Here is a 14,556-nt window from a genome sequence, read left to right as displayed (position 1 = left end):
TCAAGGGCAAGGAAGGTGCCCGCAATCGGACTGGAAGGGCCTCGGAACACTCTCTTGCCCCAAGCTCCGGCGTCGTACCACTTTGCCTGAGCAAGCATCCCCCAGACCCCGGATCCGTCCTGCACCGCTCACAGTGGCGCCGAAAACATCCAACACCGACATGCGAACACCAGTACCGTAAACGACAAACGTGCCAATACACGCGACTGTGGTACTAGTTCGAGACGGTTCTAGTGAGCGGGCCCGGTTGGGGACCGAAGCTGGGCAGGGTTGCAGCGTCCCGGAAGAGCAGGGTCTTGTAATCGGCATATTCCGGTGTGTCGATGTAGTCGAAATGTGTGCGCATCGCAGCTCGGGCAAGGTCGGCGTCACCGGATTCGAGGGCGGTCACGATTGGTTCGTGTGCCTCCACATCCCACATGTCGGTTTTGTCGGTCTCGGGAGGCAGTGAACTGCCGAGGATCAGCCCTTGGAGTGGGGGCAGGATGAGTTCCAGGACCGGCAGGCGGAGGGCTTTGACGATGGCCAGGTGGAAGTTCGAATGTGCGATGTGCGCATCTTTCCACTGGGAGTTCTTAACCGCTGTTCGAAATTGCTCGAAGAAGCCACGAATCCTCGCGAAATCGTCGGGTGTTCCTATGTGGGCGGCTTCCGCGGTGATGGCCCCCTCAATCACGCGCCGGGCTTCCATGACCTCGCCCATTTTCAGATCTGATCTGTGTAGTCGCAGTGCGAGGGCACGGAGCAGCTGATTATCGTCTGGGCTGGTCACAAAAATGCCATGACCTTGGCGAACTGCGATGAGCCCCAGGGATGAGAGAGTGCGCAGTGCGTCGCGGACAACGGACCGGGAAACTCCCAGACTCTCGCACAGCTCCGCTTCTGTTGGGAGCCGACTGTCCGCAGCGTAGTCGCCGCGCACGATGGCACGCTGCAAGTGATCCACGATCTGATCACTGAGCTTCATATGTACCTCTTCACGTGTTCTTGTGCGGTCCGCCCGCCTGGGGTGGTCGATCATAAGCCTAATGGTCACCGTAGTGGCGTATCAGGTGCCCACTATCGAAACGAACGTCTCTAAGTCGATGTTGCCTCCGGTCGCCACCGTAACGGTGGTCCCGGCTGGGAGTTTCTGAGAGTGCTGGAGAACGGCGGCGGTCGCGACTGCGCCGCTTGGTTCGACGATTATTTTGGCGTGCTCTGCCAGCCAGCGCATGGCAGACACGATGGAGTCATCGGACACGGTGACCACATCATCGACGAGGAATTTGATGTGTTCCCAGGGCAGATCGCCGACCATTGGAGAGCGCAGTCCGTCAGCGATTGTCCGCCGCGTCTGTTCCCTGGTCCAGGCCACTCGTCGGCCCACAGCAAAGCTCTCTGCGAGATCTCCCGCCAGCTCTGGCTCTACGACGATGACCTTCGCGCTGGGGCGGTGCTTTTTTATTGCCGTTGCTACGCCGGCGGCAAGTCCGCCACCTCCGACGGGAACTAGGACTACATCCAAACCTTCGACCTGCTCCAGTAGTTCCAGTCCGATTGTTCCTTGGCCGGCAATCACCTGCGCGTCGTCAAAGGGAGGGATAAAGGTCATCCCACGTTCTGCAGAAAGATGCTCCGTGTGAGTCACTATCTCGTCGGGGGGCAGAAGTAGGACGGTTGCACCCTCGGACTTGGTCTGGCGGACTTTGAGCATCGAGGCTGTCTCGGGCATGACCACGGTTGCGGGAATCCCCGCGCGCCGTGCAGCAAATGCCAGCGCGCGCCCATGGTTTCCGGCGGAGTAGGTAATGACGCCCTTGGTTGACTCGCTGGAGTCAAGTGCTGCAATGGCGTTGGCGACGCCGCGAAGCTTGAAGGAACCCGTTCGCTGCAATGCCTCGGCTTTCACCCACAGGGCATCCCCGGTGGACGGATTTGGCACCGAAAGGACCGGGGTGCGCAGACATGCTCCGCTTATACGCTGTCGAGCTTGATTGAGGTCCTGCACGCTGATAAGCGTCTCAGGCCATTCCGCCCCCGGCACCTTAGCGGTCTGGGCTTGAACGCCGCCTTGAGACTCAAAGTTGCTCATGTCCTACTCACCCTCTGCTAGCTCGCAATACCTAATACGTATGATTGTTGACTATTCAAGATAGGAAAACAACTAGCAGATTCGAGCACTGAGCAGTCTTGCGGAGCTTTTGGGATAAGGGTACGCTGATTGAAGATTGTCAACAATCATACATATCATCTTGGACTTGTCTTCTTGAAGACGACTGAACGGGCTGGCCAGAGAGGGTCTTTAGGTTCATGTCTTAACAACCCCAGCCAACGATCTCGTTCAACTGCACTGGAGGAGTGCTCGGACGATTGACTTCGTGCCGAAGGGCTTACGGCTACACCAAGCTGGAGCAGGACTTTCAATCATGATTCATAGAGAGGTGGTTACAGCATGAGCCCTCCATTACCGCAAACGGTCAAGGGTGACACTGCCGTGGAAAGGTTGGCTAACCTCGGACTGGAGCTACCCCTAGTGGCTGCCAATGCCTACTACGTGGACCACTACACGGTCGGGGAAAGCATACACATTTCGGGCCAACTGCCCTTCAGGGACGGCAAGCTGCTGGGTCAAGGCATTGTTGGCCGCGACGTGGACCTGGAAGTAGGCAAAGAGTTGGCCCGTCATGCCGCGCTGAATTGCCTCGCTGCCGCTGTCCAGGCAGTAGGGGACCTTGACAAGGTCCGGGTGGTTCAAATGTTGGTGTTCGTGGCCAGCCTGCCGGACTTCGGTCTACAGTCCAAGGTCGCGGAAGGGGCGAGCGAATTGCTCATCGAGGTGCTGGGCGAGAATGGACGGCACTCCCGCACCGCCATCGGAGTCGCTGGACTGCCTTTGAACACCCCTGTCGAGATCCAGATGATCTGCGCGGCCGCTTCTCAGGGCCCAACCTGCTCTCCCGAGTCTGGATAAGGCTTCAACAGGCCTTAGAAAACTTTGTTCGCCAGAAAGTGCGTCAACTCGGACCCGAGATCAAGGAAGGGGGCATAGGAATCACTGCAGGCAATCTGGCGGTGCGGAAGTGTTCGCCTCGGCCGGCTTTGATGTCATCTTCATCGCTTTTTCACCCGGGGTCTTGCACAGGTACCACCTCGGAACGCGGGACCCGTCGAAGCCTGCGGCTAACCACATCGGGTACGACTCCCCTGAGTCTGCCCAACTTGAGAACCCCAACTAGGAGAATCAGACATGAGACTCGATAAAGTAACGGCCTTGGTCACAGGTGCCAATAGCGGAATCGGACAAGCGGTGTGTTCCCAATTCCGACGCGAAGGGGCACGCCTTCTGCTCACCGGTCGCAGGGAACAGATCGATGGTGCGCAACCCGGGGACCTCTATGTCCCTGGAGACCTTAATAACGAAGTTTTCGTAGAAAGCCTCGCGCGGGAGGCCGCCGAGACCTACGGCACCGTTGACGTCGTCGTGCTCAACCATGGCTTGCAGGTCAGCGGTCCGCTGACGGAGATGTCCTATGAGGACGCGAAGAACACGCTTCACAGCAACCTCTTGAGCTCGTTCCTGGTGATGAAGCACTTCGCACCGCTGATGCCCGCCTCCGGTGGTTCGTTCGTCCTGATCAGTTCACGGCTCGGCATGGTGGGGAAGCCCGAGGAAGTCCTGTATTCCGCGGCTAAGGGCGGGCTGATCATGCTTGCCAAGGGTGCGGCGATCGAGTGGGCTGAGCGGAATATCCGTGTGAACGTCGTCGCCCCGGGACTGACCGCCACCCCGATCATTGAAGAGTCCTTCCAGCGCAGGGAAGACCCTGAGGCCTACCGTCGGCAGCGCGAGGGGCAGATTCCACTTCATCGTCTCGCCACACCCGAAGAGGTAGCAAACGCCGTTGTCTTCATGGCGTCATCGGAGTCCTCTTACATCACCGGGGCGGTCTTGCCCGTCGACGGCGGATACACCGCTGCCTGAACACCTCAACGCTTCAACAAACAATAAGGACAACAATGACAGCCCTTGCAGCAGCACCCCGGAACGGAGAGCTCGGCTTTTGGATGGCCGGACTCGCGGACAAGAGGCCCTCATACCCCCGTTTCACCGGGGACGGCTCAGTAGACCTGGCCATTATCGGCGGCGGCTACACGGGACTCTGGGCAGCGTACTTCGCCAAGAAGCTCGAGCCCTCACTCTCGGTCGCGGTTTTTGAAGCGGAACAGATCGGCTACGGCGCGTCCGGCCGGAACGGCGGTTGGCTCTCCGCAATGCCAGCCGGTAACCGTGCCAAGTTCGCCCGCGCGTCCGAAGGCGGCATTGAGGCGAGCCGTGCACTGCAGCAAGAGTTTATAGCCGCTGTCGATGCCGTCATGGAAATCCTTCACGCCGAAGGCATTGATGCGGATCAGATTAAGAGCGGTGCGCTGATAGCCGCCCACACCAAGGCCGGGCTCGGCCGATTGGCTGCCAGGCGGGACGCCGAGCGCAAGTACGGATTGACCGACGAGGACGTCTACCTGCTCACCCGTGAAGAATTCCAGAAGGAAGTCAACATCTCCACAGTCCACGGCGGAATGTTCTACAAACATTGCGCGCGGATTCATCCAGCGAAACTCGTCTACGGACTCGCTGACACCATTACCCGCATGGGAGTGAGCATCTACGAGGGCAGCCGGATAGGAGCCATAGACGGCCACAGTCTAACTCTGGACGGCGGTCGGGTCACGGCCGCCAAAACGTTCGTTTGCACCGAAGGGTACTCCGGACAGCTGCTCGGGAGCAGGAGTCTCATTCCGATCAATTCTTCGATGATCGTGACCAAGCCGTTGCCAGACGAGGCGTGGCATCAGATTGGCTGGAACGGGCCGCAGAACCTCAACGACTCCGCGCACACCTTCATCTATTCACAGCGAACGGCTGATGGCCGGATCGCCATCGGCGGCAGGGGCCGGCCGTACCGCTACGGCTCCGGCACAGGGGGCGCAGGCGCAACTGCCCAATCCACAATTGACCTGCTGACCACCAAGCTTGGCGCCTTCTTCCCAGGCATCAACTTCGAAGTGGACCATGCCTGGTCCGGAGTCCTGGGTGTCACCCGCGACTGGAACGGCGGTGTGCAATGGGACTCAGCATCCGGAATAGGGTCCTCGACAGGCTACGCAGGACACGGCGTGACAGCGGCCTATCTGGGCGCTAGGACGCTGGCCGAACTGGCCTTTGACAGGACGACGGAACGAACCTCACTTCCCTGGGTGGGATATCGCGCACCGAAGTGGGAGCCCGAGCCCCTTCGCTGGCTGGGAGTCCACAGCATGTACAGTCTCTTTGGCTTCGCAGACCGGTGGGAAGAGCGCAGGGATTCCACAGAGACCTCCCTTCTGGCCAAATTCGGCAGCAGGCTCGCCGGACTCCACGAATAGCGGTCCGCGCCCAACGGTTCATCCCGGCAATGCTGTTAAACCAAAGGCAGTACGCATTCGCTGAAACGAGGAGGCTATCAATGGCCGCAACGAAAAGACGGTTTGCGCTGGAAGGGAGACCGACGGCGCAGCTGATTGCGGACCACCTGCGCGAACAAATCGTCCGAGGAACCATCCGACCTGGACAACAGATCAATGAATCCCTCGTGGCGAGCCAGCTCAACACGTCCAGGGGTCCCCTCCGGGAAGCACTTCAACGTCTGTGCCAGGAAGGGATCCTTATCTATCGGCGCAACTACGGGGTATTTGTCCTGAAGATTGAACCGGAGGACCTTAGGGAAATCTACTCGGCCCGGGAAACTATTGAGTCCGCCGCGGCCTGCATCCTCTTGGATCGTGGCCCGGGACGCGTCCTGCACGCCATCGAAATTCTAAAGAAGATTGTAGGCGGTATGGCAAAGCATGCGGCCGATTCCAACTGGGAAGCCATCGCCGGTCTGGACATGCAGTTCCACTCATCTTTCGTTGCCGCGGCGGGGAATTCCCGTCTGGACCGCATCTACACGTCGCTGGCAACTGAATCACGGATGTGCATCCTGAACCTGGAAGTCTCCTACCCCAAAATGGAAGTCTTGGTGGAAGAACATCAAAACATCCTTGATCTGCTGGAAGCAGGTGACAGGGAAGGCCTTCTCGCATCCATCAGACGACACATCCAAAAGGCAGCCGAGCACCTCATTGCTGCCCAAGCAAGGCAAGACAGCCCCTTGGACCGGACATCGTGAAACGCAGTTGGCTGCACCTCCAAACGTCTTGCCCAGCCGCGGCTGAACCCCCGCCAAGGTGAAGGGGCCAGTTTTGTAGTTTCGACCGAACGCCGAAGTCATCGCTTCTCTGCCCAACCACCTTGGATCTGGCGGCTCCAATTGCTACCTAGTCCCAAACCTCATGCACGACAACAGCAGTTGCAGGCCGGGATCAGCAGCTGCGCAGAACGTATCACCGGCTGGATCACAAGTGTCGTTGCCAGCAACACCAAGCGCGTCGAGCTACTGATCATCAACGAAGTCGAGCGGCTCACCAGCACCATCCTCTCGGAACTCAGAGGACACACGACTGCAGCAGCTTCGGGTGAGATTGCGGCCCGCTTCGCCGAGGTATTCGGCGCTCGGGATTCCAAAGTGCCATCTCGCGCATCACTGAGAGGGTCATCGGCGACATGATTGAGTGGTGTAACCGGCCACAGCCGGGGCCGCCCGATGTTTGTTGATGCTGTGCACCACGAGGTCAGCGACAGGCAGCGCACGTACCGGCAGGTCTACGTCGCTTCGGCGTCAAGGTCAACGGAGAACTGGACATACCCGGCTGTGCGGCGGGCACGGCAACGAAGAGGCAAAGTTCTGACTCTCTATACTGACCGTAAGACTCGAGCGTGGAGGACGTATGCATCACGGTCTGCGACGGGCGCAAGGACCTGCCGGTGGCCATCGCCGGTCTGGTCCCTGACGGCGGTCAAAACCTGCATCATTCACCTGAACTGGGTCCCTTCCGTTACCCCCGCCCGGCAATACTGGGACGAAATGTCTCCTTCCACCACACCCCCAGAGGTAGCAGCAAAGAACCACTCGAGGAGTTCTCCACAATCTCGGCTGACATACACCATAGTCATCGGCTGGGGCGAACGCCTGGAGCGAGTTTGTGCCCTGACTAGGCTAGACGTAGAAATCCGCCGGGTCATCTGCACCACCAGCGCGAGCGAATAGGTCAAGGACCACGACCATGGAGCCGAACGATGGCAGCCGGCCCTGAATGCCTTCGCCAGCGCCTTCGACGGAAGAATCACCTAGCTGCCTGCAGCAGATGCCACCAAGATCGGACAATCCTGCACGATGCTGTACGACGATGGCTATGTCGTCGTAGTTGAGACATATGAGTGTTCCCCTGAGATAACCCTCAGCCATTAAGCCATCTTTCCACCGGATCAGGAGATGTGATCCGATGCGCACCCTTCCTAGGTGCTGCTCGCGTGGAGTTGGGCCACATGGGCTGGTTGGAGGGGTCGTGTGGCGTGGCCCTGAAGGAGAAAGAACAGTCGTGCTGTTTCTTCTACTTCCTCAACGGCGTCCACTGCCTTTGCCAGGGAAGGCGCGGAAACGATCGGTCCGTGGTTGGCCAGCAGCAGGGCACGGCTCGATGCCGCGGCTTTTTCGGCTACCCCTCCCAGTCCTTGGTCTCCCGGTGCAAAATATGGCAACCGGACAAGCCGTCCAACCCTCATTACAAAGTACGCCGTCAAAGGTGGCAGAACGTCACCCTCGTCCAGGTCCTCTAGACATGAAAGGGCAGTGGCATAGGGGGAATGCAGGTGGACTGCGGCCTTGTCCTCAGGCCTGGCTCGGTACATCGCCAGGTGCAGGAATGCCTCTTTTGAGGGGCTGGCGCCGGACATGTGTTCGCCGGTGTCGGAGACCCTGGCCAGATTGTCTGTTCTGAGGTCACCGAGGGAGGCGTTGGTGGGGGTGATCAGCATTCCTCCGTCCACGCGTGCGCTGAGGTTTCCGGAGGTTCCTCGGGTCAAGCCTCTTTGGTGCAGGGACCTGGCCAGTCGAACGAGTTCAGTGCGGATTTCCATTTCGGTCACCGGTTGTGCTCCCACGCATCAAGGAAGAGGGTAGGCGTTCCGAGGTTTCCGGATTTGAGGAGGATGGACAGCCCCGGCCCGGTTTTCGTTGTCAGCCATGGCACGCCTGGAGAGACCTCTTTCCCGACACGGGCCGTGGTGATGCCGAGCCTGCGGACTACAGCGCCGGAGGTTTCTCCGCCGGCGACTATGAGTTGGCGGACACCCACGGCGACGAGTCCTTCGGCGATAGCGGAAAGGCTGTCTTCGGTTATCTGCGCCGCCCGGGCCTGGCCCAGTTCCTCTTGAGCCCTCGAGACTTCCTGTGGAGTGGTGGTTGAATGGATCAGGATGGGTCCGTCCGCGAGATTTTCGCGCGCGAACAGCAGCGCTTCCCCGACGACGTCCCGTCCTTCTGCGACGGCCACGGGGTCCACCAGGAAACAGGGGCGGAACTGCCGGAATGTGTCGATCTGGGCGTTCGTCATCTCAGAGCAACTGCCTGCGATGATGGCGGCCGGGCCTGCTGGCCGGGCGGTGTGCAACGAGGTAGGCTTGTCGCGGAGCCCAAGGGCAACTGCAAGTCCTCCGACGAGCCCTGACCCGCCGGTGACGAGCGGATGTTCCAGGGCTGCGGCGCCGAGCACGGCGAGGTGGCGGTCAGTAAGTGTGTCGATGACGGCGTAGTGAACACCTTTGTCGCTCAGGCTCCGGAGTCGGGATTGAACTGCCGAAGTACCGGCTTCCAGCACGCTGTAACCGATGTGCCCCACGACGTTTCTAGTTTGGGCTTGGAGCAGCCTTGGCACGCTTGAGTCCGTCATCGGCGTCAGCGGATGGTTGCGCATGGATGATTCCTGCAAGAGGTCCGTGCCTGCGAACAACACGCCGTTGTACACGGTCCGCTGTAGTGCCGGGGTTCCGGGAGCGACGACAGTGATCTGGCCTGCGGGAACGAACTCATTGCGAAGGGCATCTGCTACGGGGCCGATGTTGCCTTCGGGGGTTGAGTCGAACGTGGAGCAGTATTTGAAGTAGAGCTGCTGAACGCCTCGGGACCTGAGGGCACGTGCCGCCACCAGCGACTCTTTCACTGCCTCAGCGGCGGGAACGCTGCGGGTCTTCAGGGAAACCACTATGCAGTCAACGTTGTCCAACTGCATCAAGGAGTCGGGGATGCCGAAGGTCTGTACTACCCGCATTCCGGCGCCGGCAAGAGTGCCGGCCACATCCGAGGCTCCTGTAAAGTCGTCGGCGATAACTCCCAACCATGGGGCATCCGTATTTATTTGAGTGGTTGACATGGTGATGTCCTTCTCGGGTAGGGACGGTGCTACGAGTCTTTGGAAGGAAAAAGACTACTGAGCTGGGCCACCCCGGAGTCGGGGGAAGCAAGAACAGTGGGTCCGTCGGGCGAGACCAGGGTTTCGTTAAGGACCCGGGCCATTGACGCCTGGGCGAGAACGACGACGTCGCACTCCCCTGCCAGCTCAGAGAACGCGGCGAGCACCAAACTGTCGTGTTTCCCGCGGTCACCTGCGCGCAGGGCGTCGAAAGCGCCCCCGACTATCCGGGGGTTGATAGTGGGCTTTTTGTTCTGCTCTTTGGCTGAGTCTTGCACGAGCCTGGTGGTCGGTCCCAGTGTTGCGGACAGGGTCGCGAGCACGCCTATCCTCTCGCCGGTCAGTACGGCCTGCTTTGCCATTGGAGCGTCAATGCGCAGGACAGGGATGGAGACGAAGTCAGTGGCGGCGGTGGCCGCTTCGCCGATGGAGGAGCAGGTCACCAACAGGGCCTGGGCGCCGGATTCTTCGGCGTAGCGAGCATAGTTGACCAGCCGGCGCCGAACATGTCCGGGCGTTGTTCCAAGGGCAATCGTGTCGTGGAGCAATGACTCGTCTACGTAGTGCATGACCCGTAGGCCGGGAACGGCATCCTTTGCCTTGGCTTCCATGTCCGGTACCAGGCCGGGCACCGTGTGCAGCATGGCAATGGTGTTCAGGGGCAGGTTCATGTTTTTCAGAATAGGACACAAGAAGATGCCAATTAAGGGAGCTTGGTAGAAGGCATTGTTTCCAATAGGGCAAGAAGAATGTTTATGCGCCTATTCTCGCGGCGAGGCCGTGTCGGAGGTGCTCAATGGCTGCAGCGATCCGGCGTGGGGTCCTGTCGGTGGAGGGATAGAGGGCGTAAATATCGGCGCTGGGTGTGGGGACATCCGGGAGGACCTGCTGCAGCACTCCTTGGTGAATCAACGGGTTGACGTGCCAAGTGGAACGCATGATCAGGCCATGTCCTTGCATACACCAGTCGGTCACCACATCTCCGTCATCGCTGATCATGCTGCCGCTGACGTCTACGTATTCCTGCCCCCTCTCCCCAAAGCGCCACAATGAGTAGTCGCCGTTGTTTTCCCGTAGGACGATGCAGTTGTGTCTTTCGAGGTCCCGGGTAGTCCGCAGCGGTGCGGCGTTGTCCAGGTAGCTGGGCGCCGCACACACAATCCTGCGGTTCCGCGCAAGAAGCTTTGCCTTGAGCCTGGAGTCCGACAGGCCTCCAACGCGAATGGCGATATCGAAGTTGGTACCCGAAATGTTCAACGGCAGCGCAGAGAGCTCCAGGTCTATCCGGACCAACGGATGCTGCCGGGCGAACTCCCCCAGCAGCGGCGCAATATGCTTACGTCCAATCCCCAGGCTCGAATGCACAGTGATGCCGCCTTTGAGCTCACCATGCTGAGTGGACAGTGCTTCTTCAAGATCAGTCTTCTGTTGCAAGATGGCCAAAGCGCCTGCCGCATAGAGCTGCCCCTCTTCAGTGAGGGTCAGCCGGCGGGTGCTGCGCCTGATTAGTTGTACCCCCAGGCGCGCTTCCAGTGCACTGAGGCGTTTACTCACCGCTGACACTGACTTTCCCCAGTTTCTGGCAGCTTCAGTAAGGCTCTGGGAACGGGAGATTTGTTCAAAAAAATCCAGATCGTCGATCGAGGTGAGGTCCATGACTACTTCTTTCGTTTTTGGAAACAATGTATTCCCTAACGGCCTATTAATCATAAGCTTCTTGTGTCATATGCTGATCTGACTGGAAGCACAGCCGAGGTAGCGCCCTCCAACGGGACACCACGAATTGGCATTACGGCGTGCAGTATGGGAAGCAAGGTATAACGCGTGAGTACACTCGAAACGGACGTCGTCATCGTCGGAGTCGGCTCGGTAGGGAGCATGGCAAGCTGGCAACTCGCCTCTCGTGGTCAGCGGGTTATCGGAGTAGACAGGTTTTCCATCCCTGGACCGTTCTCTGCCTACGCTGGCGAATCGCGCATGTTCCGCAAGATCTACGCCGAAGGCGGGCATTACACACCACTTTTGCAAAGGTCACAGGATCTGTGGCGAATTCTTGAAGAAAACACCGGAACCCGCCTGCTCAACACTACCGGCGCTGTCACGATCTACGACGAGCACAATCCACGGTTGGCCTCGCTCCTTGCAGCAGGAAAGAACAATGGCCTTGACTACGAGGTGCTCCGGGGCGACGAGGCCAGGACAAAGTATCCCGAACATGTATTCAGGGACACTGACGTCACCATCTTCGACCCTGATGGCGGGTATGTAAGTTCAGAGAAGGCCGTGACCGCCGCACTCACCGAAGCCACCCGGCTTGGTGCCAAATTCCTGGGGGACCGGAAAGCCCACAGCGTTGAACCCTACGGTGACCGGTACATCGTGCGCACCGATCGAGAAGAAATCATCGCTTCCCGGGTAGTGCTCTCGCAGGGAAACGGTGCCGGCCCAGTATGCAAGGACCTCGGTGTTCACCTTTCAGTCCTGCCACAGATCCTGACGTGGTTCCCCATAGTGGACCCGGCTGCGTTCTGCAGGGCAGACATGCCGGTCTTCGTAAGGAGGGCAGAGGAGAAGGGCAGGTCGGACAAAACCCAATTCTACGGTTTCCCCAGCGCAGATGGTTGGACGGTGAAAGTCGTCGCGAGCATATTCCTGGACGAGGTTGAATCCATGGAAAAGCCCCCGACGTGGGATCCCCGGCACTTGGATACGATCCGGGCGTGGGTCCGGGAATTCATGCCGGGACTGATTCCGGACCCCGTAAGGGTTGCCACATGCGCGGACGGTCATTTACCTGATACGACCGCGTTGTTCGGCCCAGTACCCGGGATGGAAGGCGTCATCGTGGCCGCTGGATTCTCCGGCCACGGCTTCAAGATGGCTTCCGGGCTCGGAGCTATCGCAGCCGAACTCCTGCTGGACGGAACAACCGCAACAGACGTCAGCTTCATGAACCCCGGCAGGTTCCTCGGACCGGATACCCGACTCACCTCCTTGGCTCTGAGCTGAGGAAAACCGGTTCGACCACGAAAAGTAACAGCAACAACAACGAACGGATTAATCATGGCAAACACAAACTTCCGGCCGAAGTACATCTCTTACGACGTCTACGGCACGCTGATCAATTTCACCATCTATCCCACAACACAGCGCCTGCTCGATGGCCGGATACCGGACGAGCAGTGGCTTGCCTTCAAGAAAATCTTCCGCGCATACCGCTTCGACGAGATCAAGGAATACAAGCCCTACGAGCAGGTCCTTCAGAATGCCTTTGACCGCGCATGCAAGCGATTTGGCATTGGACCGACCCCTGGTGCCGGCGCAGCCCTCGCTGAGGCTGTTCGGAACGCCGTAGCCCACGAGGATGTACCGGCGCCCCTGAAGCTCCAAGGCGACAATTTCAAGCTGGTGGCTTTGTCCAACGCCGACGACAGCTTCCTGGACATCAGCATTCCCAAACTCGGTGCAGATTGGCACGCGGTCTTTACCGCTGAGCAGGCCGGGGCCTACAAGCCACGCCTCCAGGCGTTTGAATACATGCTGGACACCCTGAACGCCAAGCCTGAGGACTTCCTGCATGTCTCCGCGCACCCGCTGTATGACCACATCCCGATGTACAACCTGGGCTTCCGAGACCTCGTTATGCTGGACCGCGGCGCTGAACCCTTCACGGAAGGCTACAACATCTTCACAGTGAAGTCCCTGGACGAGTTGAACAAGCACCTCGGTCTCTAGACTCCCTTCGCCGCAAACTTTTCGAACTTTCTACATAACCGGGCCTGTTGGAGCAGCTCCAACAGGCCCGGTTGCTGTGTCTCCACGACCAGCTACACGGCAGGCGTTCCATGGGCTAGAGAATCAGCTGCGTCCGAGTGTTCTGTCTCATAACAGTGGAATTCGTATAACCAAGCACGGACGGTCCAGCTAATCACTTCAGATCGACCACACAGCCGCTCGGAGAAAGACACGAACGGGACTGCCCCGGCTTTTGTTGACTCGGGGTCTTAGGCCGCTGTGAGCGCGGTCCGGTTGATTGTTTCATATTCGATGGGCGTGAGTTTTCCCAGCCGTCGTTGGCGTCGCCGGCGGTGATAGGTTCTCTCGATCCAAGTCGTGATCGCCAGTCGGAGGTCTTGCCGGGTGAGCCACCGCTGGCGGTCCAGGACGTTCTTCTGCAGCAGCGAGAAGAACGATTCCATCGCGGCATTATCCGCACACGCACCGACCCGGCCCATCGACCCCGTCAGCCCCTGGCGCCGGAGTGATTCAACAAAACGGCGGGACCGGAACTGGGACCCGCGATCCGAATGCACCACTGTCCCTGCAGGTTTGCGTGCCCGCACCGCGTTCTCCAGTGCGGCCACGGCCAGCGAGGACTTCATTCGCAAGTCCATCGAGTAGCCGACGATCCTCCCGGAATAAACGTCCTTTACGGCGCAGAGGTAGAGCTTGCCCTCGGCGGTGGGGTGTTCGGTGATGTCCGTCAGCCATAGCTCGTTCGGTGCCGCAGCGGTGAAGTCCCTCTCCACCAGGTCGTCATGAACCGGTGGCCCGGGTCTGCGGTTCAGGCCACGCTTCTTCGAGAACACCGACCAGATACCGTGGTCACTGCACAGGCGCTGGACCCTGTTCTCGCTCGCCGCGATGCCCTTCTCGGAAAGTTCGTCGGCGATGAACCGGTACCCGAAGGCCGGGTCGTCTGCGTGGATGTCAAAGGCGGCGTTGACCAGGTGCGCATCCACCCAGTCCCGTTCCGTTACCGGGCTGACTCTCCAGCGGTAGTAGCCTTGCTTGCTGAATTTCAACACCCTGCAGGTCACCGCCACTGGAACACCGTCGGCGGCAAGATCCGTGACCAGCGGGTAAGTCATTTTGGGTTGATGTCCCTGGCCAGATAGGCAGCAGCGCGGCGCAGAATCTCGTTCTCCTGCTCCAACAAGCGGTTACGCTTCTTCAACTCCCGCACCTCGGCCGACTCACTCACTGCCGGGCCGGCCCCGGAATCCTTACGTTCAGCAATGGCAATCCAACGCTTCAACGTCGTGACCGACAGCCCGAAATCCTTCGCAATCTGCGCCAGCGGCGCTTCGCCCTTGCGGGCCCACATCAATAACATCCTGGCGGAACTCCGCCCCATAAGCCGTGGGCATGGTCAACATCCTTCCACGAGCACAAGCTCGCTAGATC

13 protein-coding genes and 1 pseudogene are annotated in these 14,556 nt (G+C 59.4%); 6 read left to right on the top strand and 8 right to left on the bottom strand.

Annotation, left to right across the window (positions count from 1 at the left end):
* Nucleotides 1-214: 214 nt before the first annotated feature.
* Nucleotides 215-967: a FadR/GntR family transcriptional regulator gene (locus tag KCX59_RS09935; protein ID WP_179018303.1), complete on the bottom strand. Its 753-nt coding sequence runs from the start codon at nt 965-967 to the stop codon at nt 215-217.
* Between the two features lie 81 nt (nt 968-1,048).
* On the bottom strand, nt 1,049-2,074 hold the full coding sequence (locus tag KCX59_RS09930; protein ID WP_144648879.1) for a threonine ammonia-lyase: 1,026 nt from the start codon (nt 2,072-2,074) through the stop codon (nt 1,049-1,051).
* 360 nt (nt 2,075-2,434) lie between these two features.
* Between KCX59_RS09930 and KCX59_RS09925 the strand changes: the two genes are divergently transcribed.
* The 4 genes from KCX59_RS09925 (at nt 2,435) to KCX59_RS09910 (ending at nt 6,191) form a co-directional block, all read left to right on the top strand.
* A complete protein-coding gene (locus tag KCX59_RS09925) occupies nt 2,435-2,953 on the top strand; it encodes a RidA family protein (protein WP_179018304.1) in 519 nt (172 codons plus the stop codon).
* Between the two features lie 276 nt (nt 2,954-3,229).
* Entirely contained in the window at nt 3,230-3,964 is a 735-nt protein-coding gene (locus KCX59_RS09920; RefSeq protein ID WP_179018305.1) for an SDR family NAD(P)-dependent oxidoreductase, read from the top strand.
* A gap of 35 nt (nt 3,965-3,999) precedes the next feature.
* Nucleotides 4,000-5,406, top strand: a complete 1,407-nt coding sequence (locus tag KCX59_RS09915) for an NAD(P)/FAD-dependent oxidoreductase (RefSeq protein WP_256871529.1) — start codon at nt 4,000-4,002, stop codon at nt 5,404-5,406.
* 80 nt (nt 5,407-5,486) lie between these two features.
* Nucleotides 5,487-6,191: a GntR family transcriptional regulator gene (locus KCX59_RS09910; protein ID WP_179018306.1), complete on the top strand. Its 705-nt coding sequence runs from the start codon at nt 5,487-5,489 to the stop codon at nt 6,189-6,191.
* Nucleotides 6,192-7,118: 927 nt separating this feature from the next.
* On the opposite strand, the gene KCX59_RS09905 is transcribed toward KCX59_RS09910, so the two are convergent.
* From KCX59_RS09905 to KCX59_RS09885, 5 genes are all read right to left on the bottom strand, one after another.
* Nucleotides 7,119-7,367, bottom strand: coding sequence for a hypothetical protein (locus KCX59_RS09905; RefSeq protein ID WP_179018307.1), 249 nt, complete (start codon nt 7,365-7,367; stop codon nt 7,119-7,121).
* Nucleotides 7,368-7,417: 50 nt separating this feature from the next.
* Nucleotides 7,418-8,038 (bottom strand): 3-oxo-tetronate 4-phosphate decarboxylase, encoded by a 621-nt coding sequence (gene otnC, locus KCX59_RS09900; RefSeq protein WP_179018326.1) that lies wholly within the window; start codon nt 8,036-8,038, stop codon nt 7,418-7,420.
* Between the two features lie 5 nt (nt 8,039-8,043).
* Nucleotides 8,044-9,330, bottom strand: coding sequence for a 3-oxo-tetronate kinase (gene otnK, locus KCX59_RS09895; RefSeq protein WP_179018308.1), 1,287 nt, complete (start codon nt 9,328-9,330; stop codon nt 8,044-8,046).
* A gap of 29 nt (nt 9,331-9,359) precedes the next feature.
* The gene (locus KCX59_RS09890; RefSeq protein ID WP_179018309.1) at nt 9,360-10,040 is read right to left on the bottom strand and encodes an aspartate/glutamate racemase family protein; all 681 of its coding nucleotides are present in this window, start codon (nt 10,038-10,040) and stop codon (nt 9,360-9,362) included.
* An 82-nt stretch (nt 10,041-10,122) separates the two neighbouring features.
* On the bottom strand, nt 10,123-11,025 hold the full coding sequence (locus tag KCX59_RS09885; RefSeq protein WP_179018310.1) for a LysR substrate-binding domain-containing protein: 903 nt from the start codon (nt 11,023-11,025) through the stop codon (nt 10,123-10,125).
* Between the two features lie 168 nt (nt 11,026-11,193).
* Here KCX59_RS09885 and solA point away from each other — a divergent pair, with 168 nt between their 5' ends.
* Nucleotides 11,194-12,378, top strand: coding sequence for an N-methyl-L-tryptophan oxidase (gene solA, locus KCX59_RS09880; protein ID WP_179018311.1), 1,185 nt, complete (start codon nt 11,194-11,196; stop codon nt 12,376-12,378).
* Between the two features lie 54 nt (nt 12,379-12,432).
* A complete protein-coding gene (locus KCX59_RS09875; RefSeq protein ID WP_144648895.1) occupies nt 12,433-13,104 on the top strand; it encodes an HAD-IA family hydrolase in 672 nt (223 codons plus the stop codon).
* Nucleotides 13,105-13,373: 269 nt separating this feature from the next.
* On the opposite strand, the pseudogene KCX59_RS09870 reads toward KCX59_RS09875, so the two are convergent.
* Nucleotides 13,374-14,519: pseudogene (locus KCX59_RS09870) on the bottom strand (IS3 family transposase).
* Nucleotides 14,520-14,556 lie beyond the last annotated feature (37 nt).

This window comes from Paenarthrobacter nitroguajacolicus (assembly GCF_051027655.1).
Classification (GTDB): domain Bacteria; phylum Actinomycetota; class Actinomycetes; order Actinomycetales; family Micrococcaceae; genus Arthrobacter; species Arthrobacter nitroguajacolicus.
Note: the sequence above shows the minus strand (reverse complement) of the source record. Positions and strands in the feature narration are given on the sequence as shown.